This window comes from Streptomyces sp. NPDC003034, assembly GCF_053591375.1.
The window spans coordinates 59,027-75,169 of record NZ_JBSFTS010000008.1 but is presented as its reverse complement, the minus strand read 5'-3'; the positions used below and the strand labels follow the sequence as shown (position 1 = coordinate 75,169).

Annotated in this window: 13 protein-coding genes; all 13 read right to left on the bottom strand. The window is 71.3% G+C overall.

Annotation, left to right across the window (positions count from 1 at the left end; genetic code table 11):
• Positions 1-91: 91 nt before the first annotated feature.
• Positions 92-1,426: an MraY family glycosyltransferase gene (locus ACWDX7_RS11665; RefSeq protein ID WP_451491285.1), complete on the bottom strand. Its 1,335-nt coding sequence runs from the start codon at positions 1,424-1,426 to the stop codon at positions 92-94.
• Between the two features lie 116 nt (positions 1,427-1,542).
• Positions 1,543-2,772 (bottom strand): serine hydroxymethyltransferase, encoded by a 1,230-nt coding sequence (locus tag ACWDX7_RS11660; protein WP_451491286.1) that lies wholly within the window; start codon positions 2,770-2,772, stop codon positions 1,543-1,545.
• 212 nt (positions 2,773-2,984) lie between these two features.
• Positions 2,985-3,641 carry an arsenate reductase/protein-tyrosine-phosphatase family protein gene (locus ACWDX7_RS11655; RefSeq protein WP_451491287.1) on the bottom strand — a complete coding sequence of 219 codons (657 nt, stop codon included), beginning with the start codon at positions 3,639-3,641 and terminating at the stop codon, positions 2,985-2,987.
• On the bottom strand, positions 3,638-4,285 hold the full coding sequence (locus tag ACWDX7_RS11650; protein WP_451491288.1) for an L-threonylcarbamoyladenylate synthase: 648 nt from the start codon (positions 4,283-4,285) through the stop codon (positions 3,638-3,640). Before ACWDX7_RS11650 ends, ACWDX7_RS11655 begins: the two co-directional genes overlap by 4 nt.
• A gap of 49 nt (positions 4,286-4,334) precedes the next feature.
• The gene (gene prmC / locus ACWDX7_RS11645; protein ID WP_451491289.1) at positions 4,335-5,180 is read right to left on the bottom strand and encodes a peptide chain release factor N(5)-glutamine methyltransferase; all 846 of its coding nucleotides are present in this window, start codon (positions 5,178-5,180) and stop codon (positions 4,335-4,337) included.
• Positions 5,181-5,227: 47 nt separating this feature from the next.
• Positions 5,228-6,307, bottom strand: coding sequence for a peptide chain release factor 1 (prfA, locus tag ACWDX7_RS11640; RefSeq protein WP_355410640.1), 1,080 nt, complete (start codon positions 6,305-6,307; stop codon positions 5,228-5,230).
• Between the two features lie 117 nt (positions 6,308-6,424).
• On the bottom strand, positions 6,425-6,643 hold the full coding sequence (gene rpmE, locus ACWDX7_RS11635; protein WP_329379219.1) for a 50S ribosomal protein L31: 219 nt from the start codon (positions 6,641-6,643) through the stop codon (positions 6,425-6,427).
• A gap of 198 nt (positions 6,644-6,841) precedes the next feature.
• Positions 6,842-7,942: an LCP family protein gene (locus ACWDX7_RS11630; protein ID WP_451491290.1), complete on the bottom strand. Its 1,101-nt coding sequence runs from the start codon at positions 7,940-7,942 to the stop codon at positions 6,842-6,844.
• Positions 7,943-8,379: 437 nt separating this feature from the next.
• Entirely contained in the window at positions 8,380-10,524 is a 2,145-nt protein-coding gene (rho, locus tag ACWDX7_RS11625; RefSeq protein WP_451491291.1) for a transcription termination factor Rho, read from the bottom strand.
• A gap of 451 nt (positions 10,525-10,975) precedes the next feature.
• The gene (gene thrB, locus ACWDX7_RS11620) at positions 10,976-11,911 is read right to left on the bottom strand and encodes a homoserine kinase (protein WP_451491292.1); all 936 of its coding nucleotides are present in this window, start codon (positions 11,909-11,911) and stop codon (positions 10,976-10,978) included.
• Between the two features lie 295 nt (positions 11,912-12,206).
• Positions 12,207-13,277, bottom strand: coding sequence for a threonine synthase (thrC, locus tag ACWDX7_RS11615; RefSeq protein WP_451491293.1), 1,071 nt, complete (start codon positions 13,275-13,277; stop codon positions 12,207-12,209).
• 6 nt (positions 13,278-13,283) lie between these two features.
• Positions 13,284-14,573, bottom strand: coding sequence for a homoserine dehydrogenase (locus ACWDX7_RS11610; RefSeq protein WP_451491327.1), 1,290 nt, complete (start codon positions 14,571-14,573; stop codon positions 13,284-13,286).
• 160 nt (positions 14,574-14,733) lie between these two features.
• Entirely contained in the window at positions 14,734-16,125 is a 1,392-nt protein-coding gene (gene lysA, locus ACWDX7_RS11605) for a diaminopimelate decarboxylase (protein ID WP_451491294.1), read from the bottom strand.
• Between the last annotated feature and the right edge of the window lie 18 nt (positions 16,126-16,143).

Here is a 16,143-nt window from a genome sequence, read left to right as displayed (position 1 = left end):
TCACACATGAGAGGGACCCTGCGCGTGTGTGCACGACAACTGGCCGTCTTGTCTGGTAAAGGGCCTCTTTGTCGGACATGCGCTCCGCGGGTCAGCGCGCGGAGCCGGCCTTACGCCGGTCGGGGAAGCGCGAACGGGGGCCCACCGCTGTCGCCCCGTTGACTCCCGAGACACCCGCCACGATCGGCCTCGCCGGCTCGGGCTCCACGGCCGGGGCCTCCCGCGCGGCCGCCTCGGCCGCCGCCGCGGCGGCCCGCTCGGCGTGCCGGTAGCGCGGCGGCACCAGACGCTCCGCCCACCGCGGGGCGCGGGGGGTGAAGCGCGGCAGGAGCAGCAGGACCAGGCCCACCGCACTCAGCGCGGCGATGGCCAGCACGATCCACATCGAGGCGGAGTGAACCGAGTACGCCACCGCCCCGAAGGCGATCAGCCCCGACCAGAAGTACATGATCAGGACGGCTCGGCTGTGCGAGTGCCCGAGCTCCAGCAGCCGGTGGTGCAGGTGCCCGCGGTCAGCCGCGAAGGGCGACTGCCCCTTCCACGTACGCCGCACGATGGCGAGGATCAGGTCCGCCATCGGAATCGCGATGATCGTCAGCGGCAGCAGCAGGGGGATGAAGACGGGCAGCATCGCGTGGGTCGCGTTGCGCTCGCCGCCCGCGAAGAGCGCCATCGCGTCCGGGTCCACCTGCCCGGTGATGGAGATCGCGGCGGCGGCCAGCACCAGACCGATGAGCATCGAGCCAGAGTCGCCCATGAAGATGCGGGCCGGATGCATGTTGTGCGGCAGGAAGCCCAGGCACATGCCCATCAGGATCGCGGCGAAGAGCGTCGCGGGCGCCGCCGCCTCAATGCCGTAGCCGAACCAGATCCGGTACCCGTACAGGAAGAACGCCGCGGCGGCGATGCAGACCATGCCGGCGGCGAGGCCGTCGAGGCCGTCCACGAAGTTCACCGCGTTGATGGTGATGACGACGAGGGCCACGGTGAGCAGGTTCCCCTGCCACTGGGTGAGCGCGACGGTGCCGACGCCCGGGACCGGGATCCACAGGATGGTCAGACCTTGCATGACCATCACACCGGCGGAGATCATCTGCGCGCCGAGCTTGATCAGGGCGTCCAGCTCGAACTTGTCGTCGAGGACGCCGATCAGCCAGATGAGCGCCGCACCGGAGAGCAGCGCCCGCGGTTCGTTGGAGAGCTCGAAGACGCCGTTGAGGTTCTGCAGGTGGTCGGCGACCAGCAGGCCGGCGCACAGTCCGCCGAACATGGCGATGCCGCCGAGCCGTGGAGTGGGCTCGCGGTGGACGTCCCGGGCGCGGATCTCCGGCATGGCCCCGGCCGCGATCGCGAACTTCCGCACGGGCCCGGTCAGCAGGTAGGTCACCGCGACCGTGACGCAAAGCGTCAGCAGATATTCACGCACGGGCTGCCCCAGATGTATCGCCGGCCATCTCAGCCCCACACATTAGCTGCGATGTTCCCTCCCCCGAGGACGCGAGGGGGGCGCATCCCGGTTGCGGTACGCCCTTCTTGTCCCGCTTACTCCCCGTACGGGGGAAATCCGCGCGTCAGCTCGTTGACCTCCGCACGGGTTTCCGCCGCTTCCCCGTGCAGTGCGGCGGTGAACAGCGAGGCGATCCGGAGCATTTCCGGCCGGCCCATGCCCTGCGTGGTCACGGCCGCCGTCCCGAGCCGGATGCCGCGCTGGTCCCCGTGCGGGAGGGCGCAGGTGTCGAGCACGATCCCGGCGGCGGCGAGCCGGCCGCGCGCCGTCGGCCCGTCGATCCCCAGCGGGGCCGGGTCGGCGGTGACGAGATGGGTGTCGGTGCCGCCGGTGGTGACGAGGAAGCCGTGGGCTTCCAGGGCGTCGGCCAGGGTCCGGGCATTGGAGACGACCCGGTGGGCGTAAGTGGTGAAGGCGGGGGCAGCGGCCTCCCCGAAGGCCACGGCCTTGGCGGCGATGGTGTGCATCTGGGCGCCGCCCTGCGTGAAGGGGAACACCGCCCGGTCGATCCGCTCGGCGAATTCGGCGCCGCACAGGATCATCCCGCCGCGCGGCCCCCGCAGCACCTTGTGCGTGGTGGCGCAGACGATGTCCGCGTACGGGACGGGGCTGGGCGCGGCCCCGCCGGCGACCAGTCCGATCGGATGCGCGGCGTCGACGATGAGATAGGCGCCGACCTCGTCCGCGATCTCGCGGAAGGCCGAGTACTCGGGGTGGCGGGGGTAGGAGATGGACCCGCAGACGATGGCTTTCGGCCGGTTCGTGCGCGCGAGCTGCTGCACCTGCTCGTAGTCGATGAGCCCGCTCTCCGCGTCCACGCCGTAGCCGATGAAGTCGAACCACCGCCCGGAGAAGTTGGCGGGGGACCCGTGGGTGAGGTGCCCGCCGTACGGGAGTCCCATCGCCAGGACGGTGTCCCCCGGCCGCAGCAGCGCGGCGTACGCGGCCAGCACGGCGGAGGAGCCCGAATGCGGCTGCACATTGGCGTGTTCGGCCCCGAACAGCCGGGTGGCGCGCTCGACGGCGATGCGCTCGGCCTGGTCCGCGTACTCGCATCCGCCGTGGTAGCGGGCGCCGGGGTACCCCTCGGCGTACTTGTTGGCGAGCGGGGACGCGAGCACGGCCAGCACGGCCGGTGAGGTGAAGTTCTCGGCGGCGATCAGCTGCAGTGTGGCGGCCTGCCGCTCCCGCTCGCCCGCGAGGATGTCGGCCAGCTGGGGATCCTGCCGGCGCAGGACGTCCGAGGGCTGCGTGATGACGCTCATGTGGGGACTCCCGCGCGGTGGGGGGACCGGGTACGCCCCACCATATTCCGGCCGGGGCCCCGGCGCCCGCTCGGCGGGCTGCCCGCGGGGAGCGGTTTTCAGCCGCGGCGGCGGCGCGGCGAAGCCGCGGGGCAGAGGGCTGTACGGGGCATGGCGCGCGCGGTTCGGAGCACGCGGCGGCGCGGCGGCCCGTACGGCGGCGGCGCGGCGGGTCAGCGGGAAGCGGTGACGCCCGTCAGGGCGGTGACCACCGGGTCCAGCGCCTGGTTGATCTCGTCGCCGATCGAGCGGAAGAAGGTGATCGGCGCCCCGTACGGGTCGTACACCTCGTCCGCGTCCGGCGACGGGGCCAGCAGCCAGCCCCGCAGCGCGGCTGCGGCCCGGACCAGGGAGCGGGCGCGCTCCGCCATGCCGTCGTCCAGCGGCGGCAGCGTGGCCGGATCTATGGCCCGGACCAGCCGGGTGAACTCCTTCAGCGTGAAGGTGCGCAGACCGGCCGAGTGGCCCATGGAGATGACCTGGGCCCGGTGGTCACGGGTGGCCGTCAGCACCAGGTCGGCCCGGATGACGTGCTCGTCCAGCAGCTCACGCCCGGTGAACCCGCTCGCGTCGGCGCCGAAGTCCGCCAGCACCGCGGCCGCGTTCGCCTCCATCGGAGCGCCCTCGTGCCCCCACGTGCCGGCGCTCTCCACGATGAGGTCCCCGGTGACGAGCCCGCCCAGGCGGTGCGAGAGGGCGTGGCGCGTCAGCCGCTCCGTGATCGGGGAGCGGCACACGTTGCCGGTGCTGACGTGGAGTATGCGGAAGGCGCCTCCCCCAGCCACCGCTGGGAGGTGCCCCGTTGCTATGCCACGCCCCTCAGGGCTCACGGGGCGACCTCAAGGTCGGGTACGACCTCCCGCAGCTGGTCCGCGGTCAGCGCGCCCTCGCGCAGCAGGACGGGGACCTTCCCGGTGACGTCGACGATCGAGGACGGCTGGATTCCGGGCGTCGGCCCGCCGTCCAGGTACACCGACACGGAGTCCCCGAGCATCTCGCGCGCCGCGTCGCAGTCCTCGGGCGCCGGCTGCCCGGTCAGGTTGGCCGAGGACACGGCCATCGGGCCGACCTCGGTCAGCAGCTCGATCGCGACGGGGTGCAGGGGCATCCGTACGGCCACGGTGCCGTGGGTGTCGCCCAGGTCCCAGGCCAGCGAAGGCTGGTGCTTGGCGACGAGGGTCAGCGCGCCGGGCCAGAAGGCGTCGACGAGCTCCCACGCCTGCTCGGAGAAGTCCGTGACCAGGCCGTGCAGGGTGTTCGGGGAGCCGATGAGCACGGGCGTGGGCATACCGCGGCCCCGGCCCTTGGCGGCGAGCAGGTCGTGCACGGCCTCGGGGCTGAAGGCGTCCGCGCCGATCCCGTACAGGGTGTCGGTGGGCAGCACGACGAGCTCGCCGCGGCGCACGGCGGATGCGGCTTCACGCAGGCCCGTCTTGCGGTCCGTCGCGTCGTTGCAGTCGTATCGCCGGGCCATCAGCGAGCCTCCTCGTGCAGCAGGGTGGTAGCGGTCGTCGTCGCGCCGGTCACGGCAGCGCCTTGCGGGCGGTCGCGAAGCGCGGGCGGTTGTTGAGGTCCGGGTGGTCGGCCGCGTCGGCCCAGCCCCGCTCCTCGGCGAAGATCCACGGCACCTGGCCGCCCTGGGTGTCGGCGTGCTCGATGACGACGATGCCGCCGGGCCGCAGCAGCCGGTGGGCGGTGCGCTCGATGCCGCGGATGGTGTCGAGACCGTCCTCGCCGGAGAAGAGCGCCATCTGCGGGTCGTGGTCCCGGGCCTCGGGGGCCACGTACTCCCACTCGGTGAGCGGGATGTACGGGGGATTGGAGATCACCAGGTCGACCTGGCCGTCGAGCTCCGGAAGGGCGTGCAGCGCGTCGCCCTGGTGGACGCTGACCCGGGAGCCCTCGGCGTTCTTACGGGTCCACCGCAGGGCGTCCTCGGAGAGCTCGACCGCGTGCACGCGCGAGCGCGGCACCTCCTGCGCCATGGCCAGCGCGATGGCGCCGGATCCGCTGCACAGGTCCACGATCAGCGGCTCGACGACGTCCATCGCCCGGACCGCGTGTATGGCCCAGTCCACGACCGATTCGGTCTCGGGCCGGGGGACGAAGACCCCGGGGCCGACCTGGAGCTCCAGGTACCGGAAGAAGGCGCGGCCGGTGATGTGCTGGAGCGGCTCGCGGGCCTCGCGGCGGGCGACGGCCTCCCAGTAGCGGGCGTCGAAGTCGACGTCCTTGACCTGGTGCAGTTCCCCCCGCTTGACGCCGTGCACGAAGGCCGCGAGCTCCTCCGCGTCGAAGCGCGGTGAGGGCACGCCGGCGGCGGCCAGCCGCTGAGTGGCCTGGGCCACCTCGGCAAGCAGCAAGTTCACGCTGGTCCTCCGGGCTGCTGTCGTACGGGGGGGTGGTGCGGGGCGGGTCAGTGCGCGGCGGCGAGCTTGGCGGCGGAATCCGTGTCGACGCAGGCCTGGATGACCGCGTCGAGGTCGCCGTCGAGCACCTGGTCCAAGTTGTACGCCTTGAAGCCGGTGCGGTGGTCCGAGATCCGGTTTTCGGGGTAGTTGTACGTACGGATCTTCTCGGAGCGGTCCACGGAGCGCACCTGGCTGCGGCGCACGTCGGAGGCCTCCTGCTCGGCGGCCTCCTGCGCTGCCGCCAGCAGGCGCGAGCGCAGGATGCGCATGGCCTGCTCCTTGTTCTGGAGCTGGCTCTTCTCGTTCTGGCAGGAGGCGACCACGCCGGTCGGCAGGTGCGTGATGCGCACGGCCGAGTCGGTGGTGTTGACGGACTGGCCGCCGGGGCCGGAGGAGCGGTAGACGTCGATGCGGAGGTCGTTCATGTTGATCTCGACCTCGACCTCCTCGGCTTCCGGGGTGACGAGCACGCCGGCGGCGGAGGTGTGGATGCGGCCCTGGGACTCGGTGGCCGGAACGCGCTGGACGCGGTGCACGCCGCCCTCGTACTTCAGGCGGGCCCACACGCCCTGGCCGGGCTCGGTGGCGCCGTTGCCGCCCTTGGTGCGGACGGAGACCTGGACGTCCTTGTAGCCGCCGAGCTCGGACTCGGTGGCGTCGATGATCTCGGTCTTCCAGCCCACGCGCTCGGCGTAGCGCAGGTACATGCGCAGCAGGTCGCCGGCGAAGAGCGCCGACTCGTCGCCGCCCGCGCCCGCCTTGACCTCAAGGAGCACGTCCTTGTCGTCGCTGGGGTCGCGCGGGACGAGCAGCAGGCGGAGCTTCTCGGTGAGCTCCTCGCGCTGCGCCGTCAGCTCCTTGACCTCGGCCGCGAAGTCGGGGTCGACGGCCGCGTACTCCTTGGCCGTCTCGATGTCCTCGGACGTCTGCTTCCACGCTCGGAAGGTGGCGACGATCGGAGTCAGTTCCGCGTAGCGCTTGTTCAGCTTGCGCGCGTTGGCCTGATCCGAGTGGACCGAAGGGTCGGCGAGCCTCTTCTCAAGATCGGCGTGCTCGCCGATCAGTTCCTCGACCGCCTCGAACATCGGGGGCTCCTGTGGTGAAAGTACGAATTGGGTGACGTGGCGAGACGACGACAAAGGCGCCGGTCCGGCCGCCCCCGCGTGGACAGGGAGCGGCCGGGGACCGGCGCCCGGGTCGCGCTACTTCTTGGCCGCACCCTTGCCGAAGCGGGCCTCGAAGCGGGCCACGCGGCCACCGGTGTCGAGGATCTTCTGCTTGCCCGTGTAGAACGGGTGGCACTCGGAGCAGACCTCGGCGCGGATGCTGCCCTCGGTCAGGGTGCTACGGGTGGTGAACGACGCGCCACAGGTGCAGCTGACCTGGGTCTCGACGTACTGGGGGTGGATCTCGCTCTTCAAGGTGTCTCCTAGATCGGGAGGGCGCCGGGTCGCAGGAGCCGAATTGCGCGCTGCGTGAACCGGGGCCGACAGACCAGTCTGCCAGGACCGGGCTGCCTGTCAAAATTCTGAGGACGCCTCCCTCAACGGGGAGGGGTGTACGTCTATTCCGCGGGGGTGCGGAGAGGGAGCCGGGCCGGCCGGAAGCCGGGGGCGGGGCTAGCGGACGATGTCGCCGGCGGAGCTCTTGTCGCCCATCGATTTCGCGGTGGCCTCGGCGGGGATGGGCTGGTCCGCCAGGAGGGCGTCCCAGACCATCTTGGACTCCTGGGTCAGCGGGGCGACGCGGTCGCGGTCGCGCGGGTCCACCGTCACCGGCAAGGTGATCATGTGCATGTCCTGGGCGTCGATGCTCTGCAGGCCCTGGGCGAAGCCCATGAGGGACTTCACGTCGCCGAGTGCCTTGTCGGTGGTGAGCGCCTTGGTCCCGGAGTCGGCGAGGTTGAGCAGCCGCTTCGGGTTGTCGAAGACACCGATGCCCTTGACCTGCTTGATCAGCGCCTTGATGAAGGCCTGCTGGAGCTGTATTCGGCCCAGGTCGCCGCCGTCGCCGACGCTCTTGCGGGTCCGGACGAGGCCGAGGGCCTGTTCTCCGTTGAGCTTGTTGGTGCCCTGAGCGAGATCGAGGTGGCTGTCCGCGTCCTTGATCGGCTTGGTGGTGGTCACCTCGACACCGCCGAGGTTGTCGATGATCTTCTTGAAACCGGCGAAGTCGACCTCGATGTAGTGGTCCATGCGGATCCCCGACATCTTCTCGACGGTCTTGACCGCGCAGGCGGCGCCGCCGATGGTGAACGACTCGTTGAACTGCTTGCGCGGGCCGCCCGCGTCGGTCTTGCCGTTCGCGAGGGTGCAGGCGGGCCGGGCCACCATGGTGTCGCGCGGGATCGATACGACGCTGGCCTTCTCGTGGCCCTCGTACAGGTGGATGACCATCGCGGTGTCGGAGCGGGCGGAGCCGCCGTCGTCCTGGCCGTACTCGGCGTTGGCGCCGCCGCGGGAGTCCGAGCCGAGGACGAGGATGTCCATGGAGCCGTTGTCGACGTCCTGCGGCCGGTCGGTGCCCAGGGCCTGGTCGATGTCGACGGTCTTCAGGTTGCCGTTGAACTTGACGTAGAAGTAGCCGAGGCCCGCCCCGCCCAGCAGGACCACCCCGGCGGCGCTCCACGCCGCGATGGTCAGGGCCTTGCGGCGCTTCGGCGTCTTGCGTCGGCGGCCGCCTGCGGCACGCCGGCCGCGGCCGCTGCTGTCCTGGCTCATGCTCTCCTCAGTCCTGGGTCCGAGCCGGCTTCCGTTCCGGTTCGTCTCCCGGTCCCCGGTCCGCTGCGGGCGGCTTTCCGCCCCGTTTTTCGGCCCTCCGGTCGCTGACACAGACGGCCGGACGCGCTCCAGGGTTCCACGGCCCGCGCGGCCGCCGGACCGCCGCCCGCTCGCGCGGCCGCGGCGGCTTACGGCGGGTGCCACCGCTTCCACCTGCGGTTTCCTCGGGGGGCGCGGGTCGGCGTACGGGGCTTCGCGCGGAGCGGGAGTGTGTCGAAGGTCGCACCGCGCCCCGATGGATCCCGTACGGTCGCCGTCCCGTACGGTCGCCGTCCCGTACGCCGCAGCCGCGGACCCGGCGGCGGCGCCTTCGGCGCAGAACGCGGCCGCCCCCGCCGCGGGTGCGGCGGGGGCGGATGCGGCGTACGCGCGGGACGTCAGTCGTCGTTCTTGCCCGACGGGGTCGTCTTCGCGATCTGCATCAGGAACTCGGCGTTCGACTTGGTCTGCTTCATCTTGTCCAGCAGCAGCTCGATCGCCTGCTGCGAGTCGAGCGCGTGCAGCACCCGGCGCAGCTTCCAGACGATGGCGAGCTCCTCCGCGTTGAGGAGGATCTCCTCCTTGCGGGTGCCGGACGGGTCGACGTCGACGGCCGGGAAGATGCGCTTGTCGGCGAGCTTCCGGTCGAGCTTGAGCTCCATGTTGCCGGTGCCCTTGAACTCCTCGAAGATCACCTCGTCCATGCGCGAGCCGGTGTCGACCAGCGCGGTGGCCAGGATGGTCAGCGAGCCGCCGTCCTCGATGTTGCGCGCCGCACCGAAGAAGCGCTTCGGCGGGTACAGCGCGGTCGAGTCGACACCACCGGACAGGATGCGGCCGGAGGCGGGCGCCGCGAGGTTGTACGCGCGGCCCAGACGGGTGATGGAGTCCAGCAGGACGACCACGTCGTGACCCAGCTCCACGAGGCGCTTGGCGCGCTCGATGGCCAGCTCCGCGACGGTGGTGTGGTCCTCGGCCGGACGGTCGAAGGTCGAGGAGATGACCTCGCCCTTGACCGACCGCTGCATGTCGGTGACCTCTTCCGGACGCTCGTCGACCAGGACGACCATCAGGTGGCACTCGGGGTTGTTGGTCGTGATCGCGTTGGCGATCGCCTGCATGACCATGGTCTTACCGGTCTTCGGCGGGGCCACGATCAGGCCTCGCTGACCCTTTCCGATCGGCGACACGAGGTCGATGATGCGGGTGGTCAGCACGCCCGGGTCGGTCTCCAGACGGAGCCGGTCCTGCGGGTACAGCGGGGTGAGCTTCTGGAACTCCGGGCGTCCGCGGCCCGATTCGGGCGCCATGCCGTTCACCGAGTCCAGACGCACCAGGGCGTTGAACTTCTCGCGGCGCTCGCCGTCCTTGGGCTGGCGCACGGCACCGGTGGTGTGGTCGCCCTTGCGCAGACCGGCCTTGCGGACCTGGGCGAGGGAGACGTACACGTCGTTGGGGCCGGGCAGGTAGCCCGAGGTCCGGATGAAGGCGTAGTTGTCGAGGATGTCGAGGATGCCCGCGACGGGGATCAGGACGTCGTCGTCGGCGACCTGCGGCTCGCTCGGGGCGAACTCGTCACGGCCGCGGCGGCCACGGCGGTCGCGGTAGCGGCCTCGGCGGCCACGGCGGCCGCCCTCGTCGTCGAAGTCGTCCTGCGGGCCGCTGTCCTGGCGGTCCTGACGGCCCTGCTGACCCTGGCCGCCCTGGCCCTGGCCGCGGCCGCCCTGACGGTCCTGACGGTCGGCGCGGTCCTGACGGCCGCCACCCTGGCCGCCCTGGCCGCCCTGGCCACCCTGCACGGCCTGGCCCTGAGCCTGGCCGCCCTGGCCCTGGTCGTCGGCCTTGACGCCACGGTCGCGGCGGTCGCGCTGGCGGTCGCCGCGCTCGGCACGGTCACCGCGGTCCCCGCGGTCGGCTCCCCGGTCTCGGCGATCGCGACGGCCACGGCCTTCGGCGTCCTGGCCCTGCGGCTGGCCGGAGACCGCGGTGGCGGCCTCCACCTTGGCCTCGGGCTGCGCGGCGGGGGCCTCGGCCTTGACGGTCTCGGTCTTCTGCTCGACCTGGACCGCGGCGGGGGCGGAGCCCTCGGGGCTGCCGGAGGGCGCGGTGGCCCGACGGCGGCGGCGCTCGCCGACCGGGGCGTCGTCGCTGGCCGGCTGGCCCGGGATCTCGATCTGCGCCTGCGTGGCCGGCTTGTCGGCGGGCGCCTCTACGGCGGCCTCGCCCGTGCGGGCCTTGCTGGTGGCGCGTCGCTTCGGCTTGGCCTCGGCGGTGTCGGCCGCGCCGGCGGCGGCGGAGGACGCGGCCTTGGGGGCGCTGCCGCCACCCGCCTGCGTCTCCTTGATGACCTCGATCAGCTGGCTCTTGCGCATCCGCGCGGTGCCCCTGATGCCGAGGCCCGACGCGACCTGCTGCAGCTCGGCCAGGACCATGCCCTCAAGGCCCGTGCCGGTACGGCGCCGCTTGGTCGCGGCGCCCGCGGCGGGGGCACTGGCGTCGACATTGGTGTCGGCAGCGCCCATCAGATCGGTGGTGTCGCTCACGAAGGGTCCTTCCCTGGAGCGGACGTCGGCCTGTCTGGCTCGGCGACCGGTTGTGCTGTCCGGCAACGGTCCTGGATTGATGGACCGTGCCGGGGCGGTGGTCCGCCGGTAGAGATACGGCGGAGAGAAACGTGCAAGTGCATGTGCATGGGTGGTCCGGCGAGAAGCCCCCGAGCTGGAAGCGTGGGAATGTCACGCCGATTCCGGAGCGTGCTCGAAACTGCTGGAAGTGATCAAAGCAGTCGGGGAGGCTCCCGGAAGAAAGGTGGTCCCGAATGGGGACACTGAGCACCGAGCCATGGCGGCTTCGGATGCGCACTTGAGACTAACACTACCGGATCCAACAGACATTCCCCCTCTCCATGACCGGCAATCACGCCCTGCCGGTGCGGACGGCCTGCCCTGACCGCCCGCCCCTGACCGGCCGCGTCTTCGACGCCGCGTCCTGCTGCTACACGCCCGGCCCGCCCTGGCTTCCCAGGGGAAGGACGCTCGCGCCCGCGGCGTCGAGCGCGAGCCGATTGGCGGCCCATCCCTCGCCCGCGAGCCGCGCGACCTTGTCCGCCGCGCCGTTGTCGACCAGCGCGAGGACCGTGGGGCCCGCGCCGGAGATGACCGCGGGGATGCCGTCCGCCCGCAGTCGGCCCACGAGTGCCACGCTTTCGGGCATCGCGGGGGACCGGTACTCCTGGTGGAGGCGGTCTTCGGTGGCCGGCAGCAGGAGCTCGGGACGCCTGGTCAGGGCCTCCACGAGCAGGGCCGCGCGGCCCGCGTTGACCGCCGCGTCCACGTGCGGGACGGTGCGCGGCAGCAGGCCGCGCGCGGTCTCGGTCAGGACCGGCTTGGAGGGGACGAACACCACCGGAACGATGGAATCGGCGGGCTCCATCCGGATCGCCTTGGCGCTGCCCCCGTCCATCCACGCCAGGGTGAAGCCGCCGAGCAGACAGGCGGCGACGTTGTCGGGGTGGCCCTCGATCTCGGTGGCGAGCTCCAGCAGCGCCGCGTCGTCGAGCCTGGCCTCCGCGCCTATCGTCACGGCGCGGGCGGCGACGATGCCGGCGCAGATGGCGGCGGAGGAGGAGCCGAGGCCGCGCCCGTGCGGGATGCGGTTGGCGCAGACGACCTCCAGGCCGCGCGGCTGGCCGCCCAGCAGGTCGAAGGCGGTGCGCATGGAGCGTACGAGCAGGTGGCTCTCGTCCCGCGGGAGGGTGTCGGCTCCCTCACCAGCGATGTCGATGTCCAGGCCGGAGTCGGCCACCCGGACGACGACGTCGTCGTAGAGCCCCAGGGCCAGGCCGAGGGAGTCGAAGCCCGGGCCGAGGTTGGCACTGCTGGCGGGGACGCGCACCCGTACGGCGGCGGCGCGGAACGCGGGACCGGCCATCGTCCGATGACACTCCTTGTGACTGTGCGAGATCTTCGCTGGCTCGCTGCGAATGTACTGGGAAACGTACGACGTACGGGGCAACGTACGACACCCGAAGGCCCTCTGGGCAGCACCGCGGTCATATGCGCGGTGACGGATGTAAGTACAGCCTATCGAAGGAAGGTTCTCTCGCGACATAGGGCGCACAGGAGGCGCACGATGCGTGTCGCGGGCCCGGCCGGCACCTTTGTCGTCGTACGGGGTGAGTTGCCGGGTTCTGGAGTGCTCCGGAACCCGGCGGACACGGTGTGCGTCAGATCAGGCCGAGGCGGACCGCGGCCGCTTCGGCGTCCACCGGAATGGTGATCGGCTGCGGAGCGCCGGCGACCGCCCAGTCGGGGTCCTTGAGGCCGTTGCCGGTGACGGTGCAGACGATCTTCTGGCCGGGGTCGACCAGTCCCAGTTCGGCGGCCTTCAGCAGACCGGCCACGGAGGCGGCCGAGGCGGGCTCCACGAAGACGCCTTCCTGAGCGGCCAACAGCCGGTAGGCGGCCAGGATCTGGCGGTCCGTCACCTCGTCGATGAAACCGCCCGACTCGTCGCGGGCGGCCAGCGCGTAGTCCCACGAGGCGGGATTGCCGATCCGGATCGCGGTGGCGATGGTGTGCGGCTCCTTGACGACCTCGCCGCGCACGATGGGCGCGGAGCCGGAGGCCTGGAAACCCCACACGCGGGGCGTACGGGAGGCCAGGCCGTCGGCCTTGTACTCCTTGAAGCCCTTCCAGTACGCGGTGATGTTGCCGGCGTTGCCGACGGGCAGCACGTGGATGTCCGGCGCGTCACCGAGGGCGTCCACGATCTCGAAGGCGGCCGTCTTCTGCCCCTCGATGCGCACCGGGTTGACCGAATTGACCAGCGCCACCGGGTAGTTGTCGGACAGCGCGCGGGCGAGGTCGAGGCAGTCGTCGAAATTGCCGTCCACCTGAAGGATCTTGGCCCCGTGCACGAGGGCCTGTCCCATCTTGCCCAGCGCGATCTTGCCGCGGGGCACCAGAACGGCGCAGACCATCCCGGCGCGCACCGCGTAGGCGGCCGCGGAGGCCGAGGTGTTGCCGGTGGAGGCGCAGATGACGGCCTTCGCGCCCTCCTCCTTCGCCCGGGTGATCGCCATGGTCATGCCGCGGTCCTTGAAGGACCCGGTGGGGTTGGCCCCCTCGACCTTGAGGTGCACCTCGCAACCGGTGCGCTCGGAGAGCACCTGCGCGGGGACGAGGGGAGTGCCGCCCTCGCGGAGCGTGACCACGGGAGTGGTGTCCGTGACCGGCAGGCGGTCCCGGTACTCCTCGATGATTCCGCGCCACTGGTGGGTGCGATTGCTGCTCATGGGTCCTTACTCCCCTTCAACACGCATGATGCTGGCGACACCGCGGACGGTGTCCAGCTTCCGCAGCGCCTCGACGGTCCCGGAGAGGGCGGCGTCGGGTGCGCGGTGAGTGACGACGACGAGGGAGGCCTCGCCGTCCTTTCCCTGCTGGCGGACGGTGTCGATGGAGACACCGTGCTCCGCGAAGGTGGTCGCCACCTGGGCGAGGACGCCCGGCTTGTCGGCCACATCGAGACTGATGTGGTACCGGGTGACGACCTCCCCCATGGTGCTGACCGGCAGCTGGGTGTACGCCGACTCGCCCGGCCCCGTTGCCTCGGCGAGCTTGTTGCGGCAGACGGCGACGAGGTCGCCCAGGACCGCCGAGGCGGTCGGCGAACCGCCCGCGCCGGGCCCGTAGAACATGAGCCGCCCGGCGGCCTCCGCCTCGACGAAGACGGCGTTGTACGCCTCGCGGACGGAGGCGAGCGGGTGGGTGAGCGGGATCATCGCGGGATGGACGCGCGCCGTCACCGACTGGCCGTCCGCCGCCCGCTCCAGGATCGCGAGGAGCTTGATGGTGCAGCCCATGCGCTTGGCGGAGGCGAAGTCGGAGGCGCTGACCTCGGTCATGCCCTCGCGGTAGACGTCGTCCAGGCGGACCCGGGTGTGGAAGGCGATGCCCGCCAGGATCGCGGCCTTGGCGGCGGCGTCGTAGCCCTCGACGTCGGCGGTGGGGTCGGCCTCGGCGTACCCGAGGGCGGTGGCCTCGTCGAGCGCCTCCTGGTACCCGGCGCCGGTGGAGTCCATCTTGTCCAGGATGAAGTTCGTCGTGCCGTTGACGATGCCCATGACCCGGTTGATCTTGTCGCCGGCCAGGGACTCGCGCAGCGGGCGGACGAGCGGGATGGCCCCGGCGACGGCCGCCTCGTAGTAGAGGTCGAGTCCGTGCTGCTCGGCCGCGGCGTGCAGGGCGGCGCCGTCCTGGGCGAGCAGCGCCTTGTTCGCCGACACCACGGAGGCGCCGTTCTCGAAGGCGGTGGTGATGAGCGTACGAGCGGGCTCGATGCCACCGATGACCTCGATGACCACGTCGATGTCGCCGCGTTTGAGGAGGGCGGTCGCATCGGTGGTGATGAGCGCGGGGTCGATGCCCTCGCGCACCTTGGAGGGCCGGCGTACGGCCACACCGGCGAGTTCGACGGGCGCGCCGATCCTCTGCGTGAGGTCGTCGGCGTGCGTCGTCATGATGCGCGCCACCTCTGAGCCGACCACTCCACAGCCCAGCAGCGCCACCTTCAGCGGACGCGTACGCATCATTCGACCTACGCCTTTCGATCTTCCATCAGTACCCCGCGCGCGGTTTGCGCGCCGGGTGGGAACAAGTCTCACTCAATGGACAGCGGTTTCCATCCTCGGTCCATTGAGTGAGACGCCTATTTTGGGGGGTCTGGGGGCTCACCCAGAAATATGGGCCTCACCCGAGGTCGAGGCGCAGGAGATCTTCCTCCGTCTCGCGTCGGACGATCACGCGGGCCCGGCCGTCGCGCACGGCGACGACCGGCGGGCGCAGCGCGTGGTTGTAGTTGCTGGCCATGGAGCGGCAGTACGCGCCGGTGGCCGGCACGGCGAGGAGGTCGCCGGGGGCGAGGTCGGCCGGCAGGTAGGCGTCCTTCACCACGATGTCACCGCTCTCGCAGTGCTTGCCGACGACGCGGACGAGCATGGGCTCGGCCTCGGAGACGCGGGAGACGAGCGCGATGGAGTACTCCGCGTCGTAGAGGGCGGTGCGGATGTTGTCGGACATCCCTCCGTCGACGCTCACGTAGGTACGGAGCCCTTCGAGCCGCTTGATGGTGCCGACCTCGTAGAGCGTGAAGGCGGTCGGGCCGACGATGGCGCGCCCCGGCTCGACGGAGATGCGGGGCGCCGTGAGGCCCGCGGCCTCGCACTCCCTGGCGACGATCTCGGTGAGGGCCTTGGCGATGTCGTGCGGCTCGCTCGGGTCGTCGTCGGAGGTGTAGGCGATGCCGAGGCCGCCGCCGAGGTCGATCTCGGGCAGTTGCACCCCGTGCTCGTCACGCACGGCGGCCAGCAGCTGCACGACCCGCTTCGCCGAGACCTCGAAGCCGGCCATGTCGAAGATCTGCGAGCCGATGTGGGAGTGGATGCCGAGCAGCTCGAGCGAGTCGTGCCCCAGTACGCGGCGTACGGCCTCGGCGGCGGCCCCGTCGGCCACGGCGATGCCGAACTTCTGGTCCTCGTGGGCGGTGGCGATGAACTCGTGCGTGTGGGCCTCGACGCCGACGGTGACACGGATCTGGACCGGCTGGCGTACGCCCAGCTCACGGGCGATGTGCGCGACGCGGGCGATCTCCTGGAAGGAGTCGAGGACGATGCGCCCGACGCCGGCTCCGATGGCCCGCCTGATCTCCGCCTCGGACTTGTTGTTGCCGTGGAAGGCGATCCGCGCGGCGGGCATCCCGGCGGCGAGGGCGGTGGTCAGTTCCCCGCCGGAGCAGACGTCGAGATTCAGCCCTTCTTCCTTCAGCCACTTCACGACGGCCTTGGAGAGGAACGCCTTCCCGGCGTAGAAGACGTCGGCGTCCTTGCCGAAGGCATGGGCCCAGGCGCGGCACCGCGCGCGGAAGTCCTCCTCGTCCAGGAAGTAGGCGGGGGTCCCGAACTCCTCGGCCAGCCGCGTCACTTCCATGCCGCCGACGGTCACGACGCCGTCCGCGGTCCGCTGGACGGTCCGGGCCCAGACCTTCTCGTCCAGCGCATTGAGGTCGGCGGCGGGCGGCGAGTAGTGCCCCTCGGGCATGACGTCGGCGTGGCGGGGTCCGGCGGGGTGCGCGGAACGGCTCATCGGAATCTCTCTTCGCGG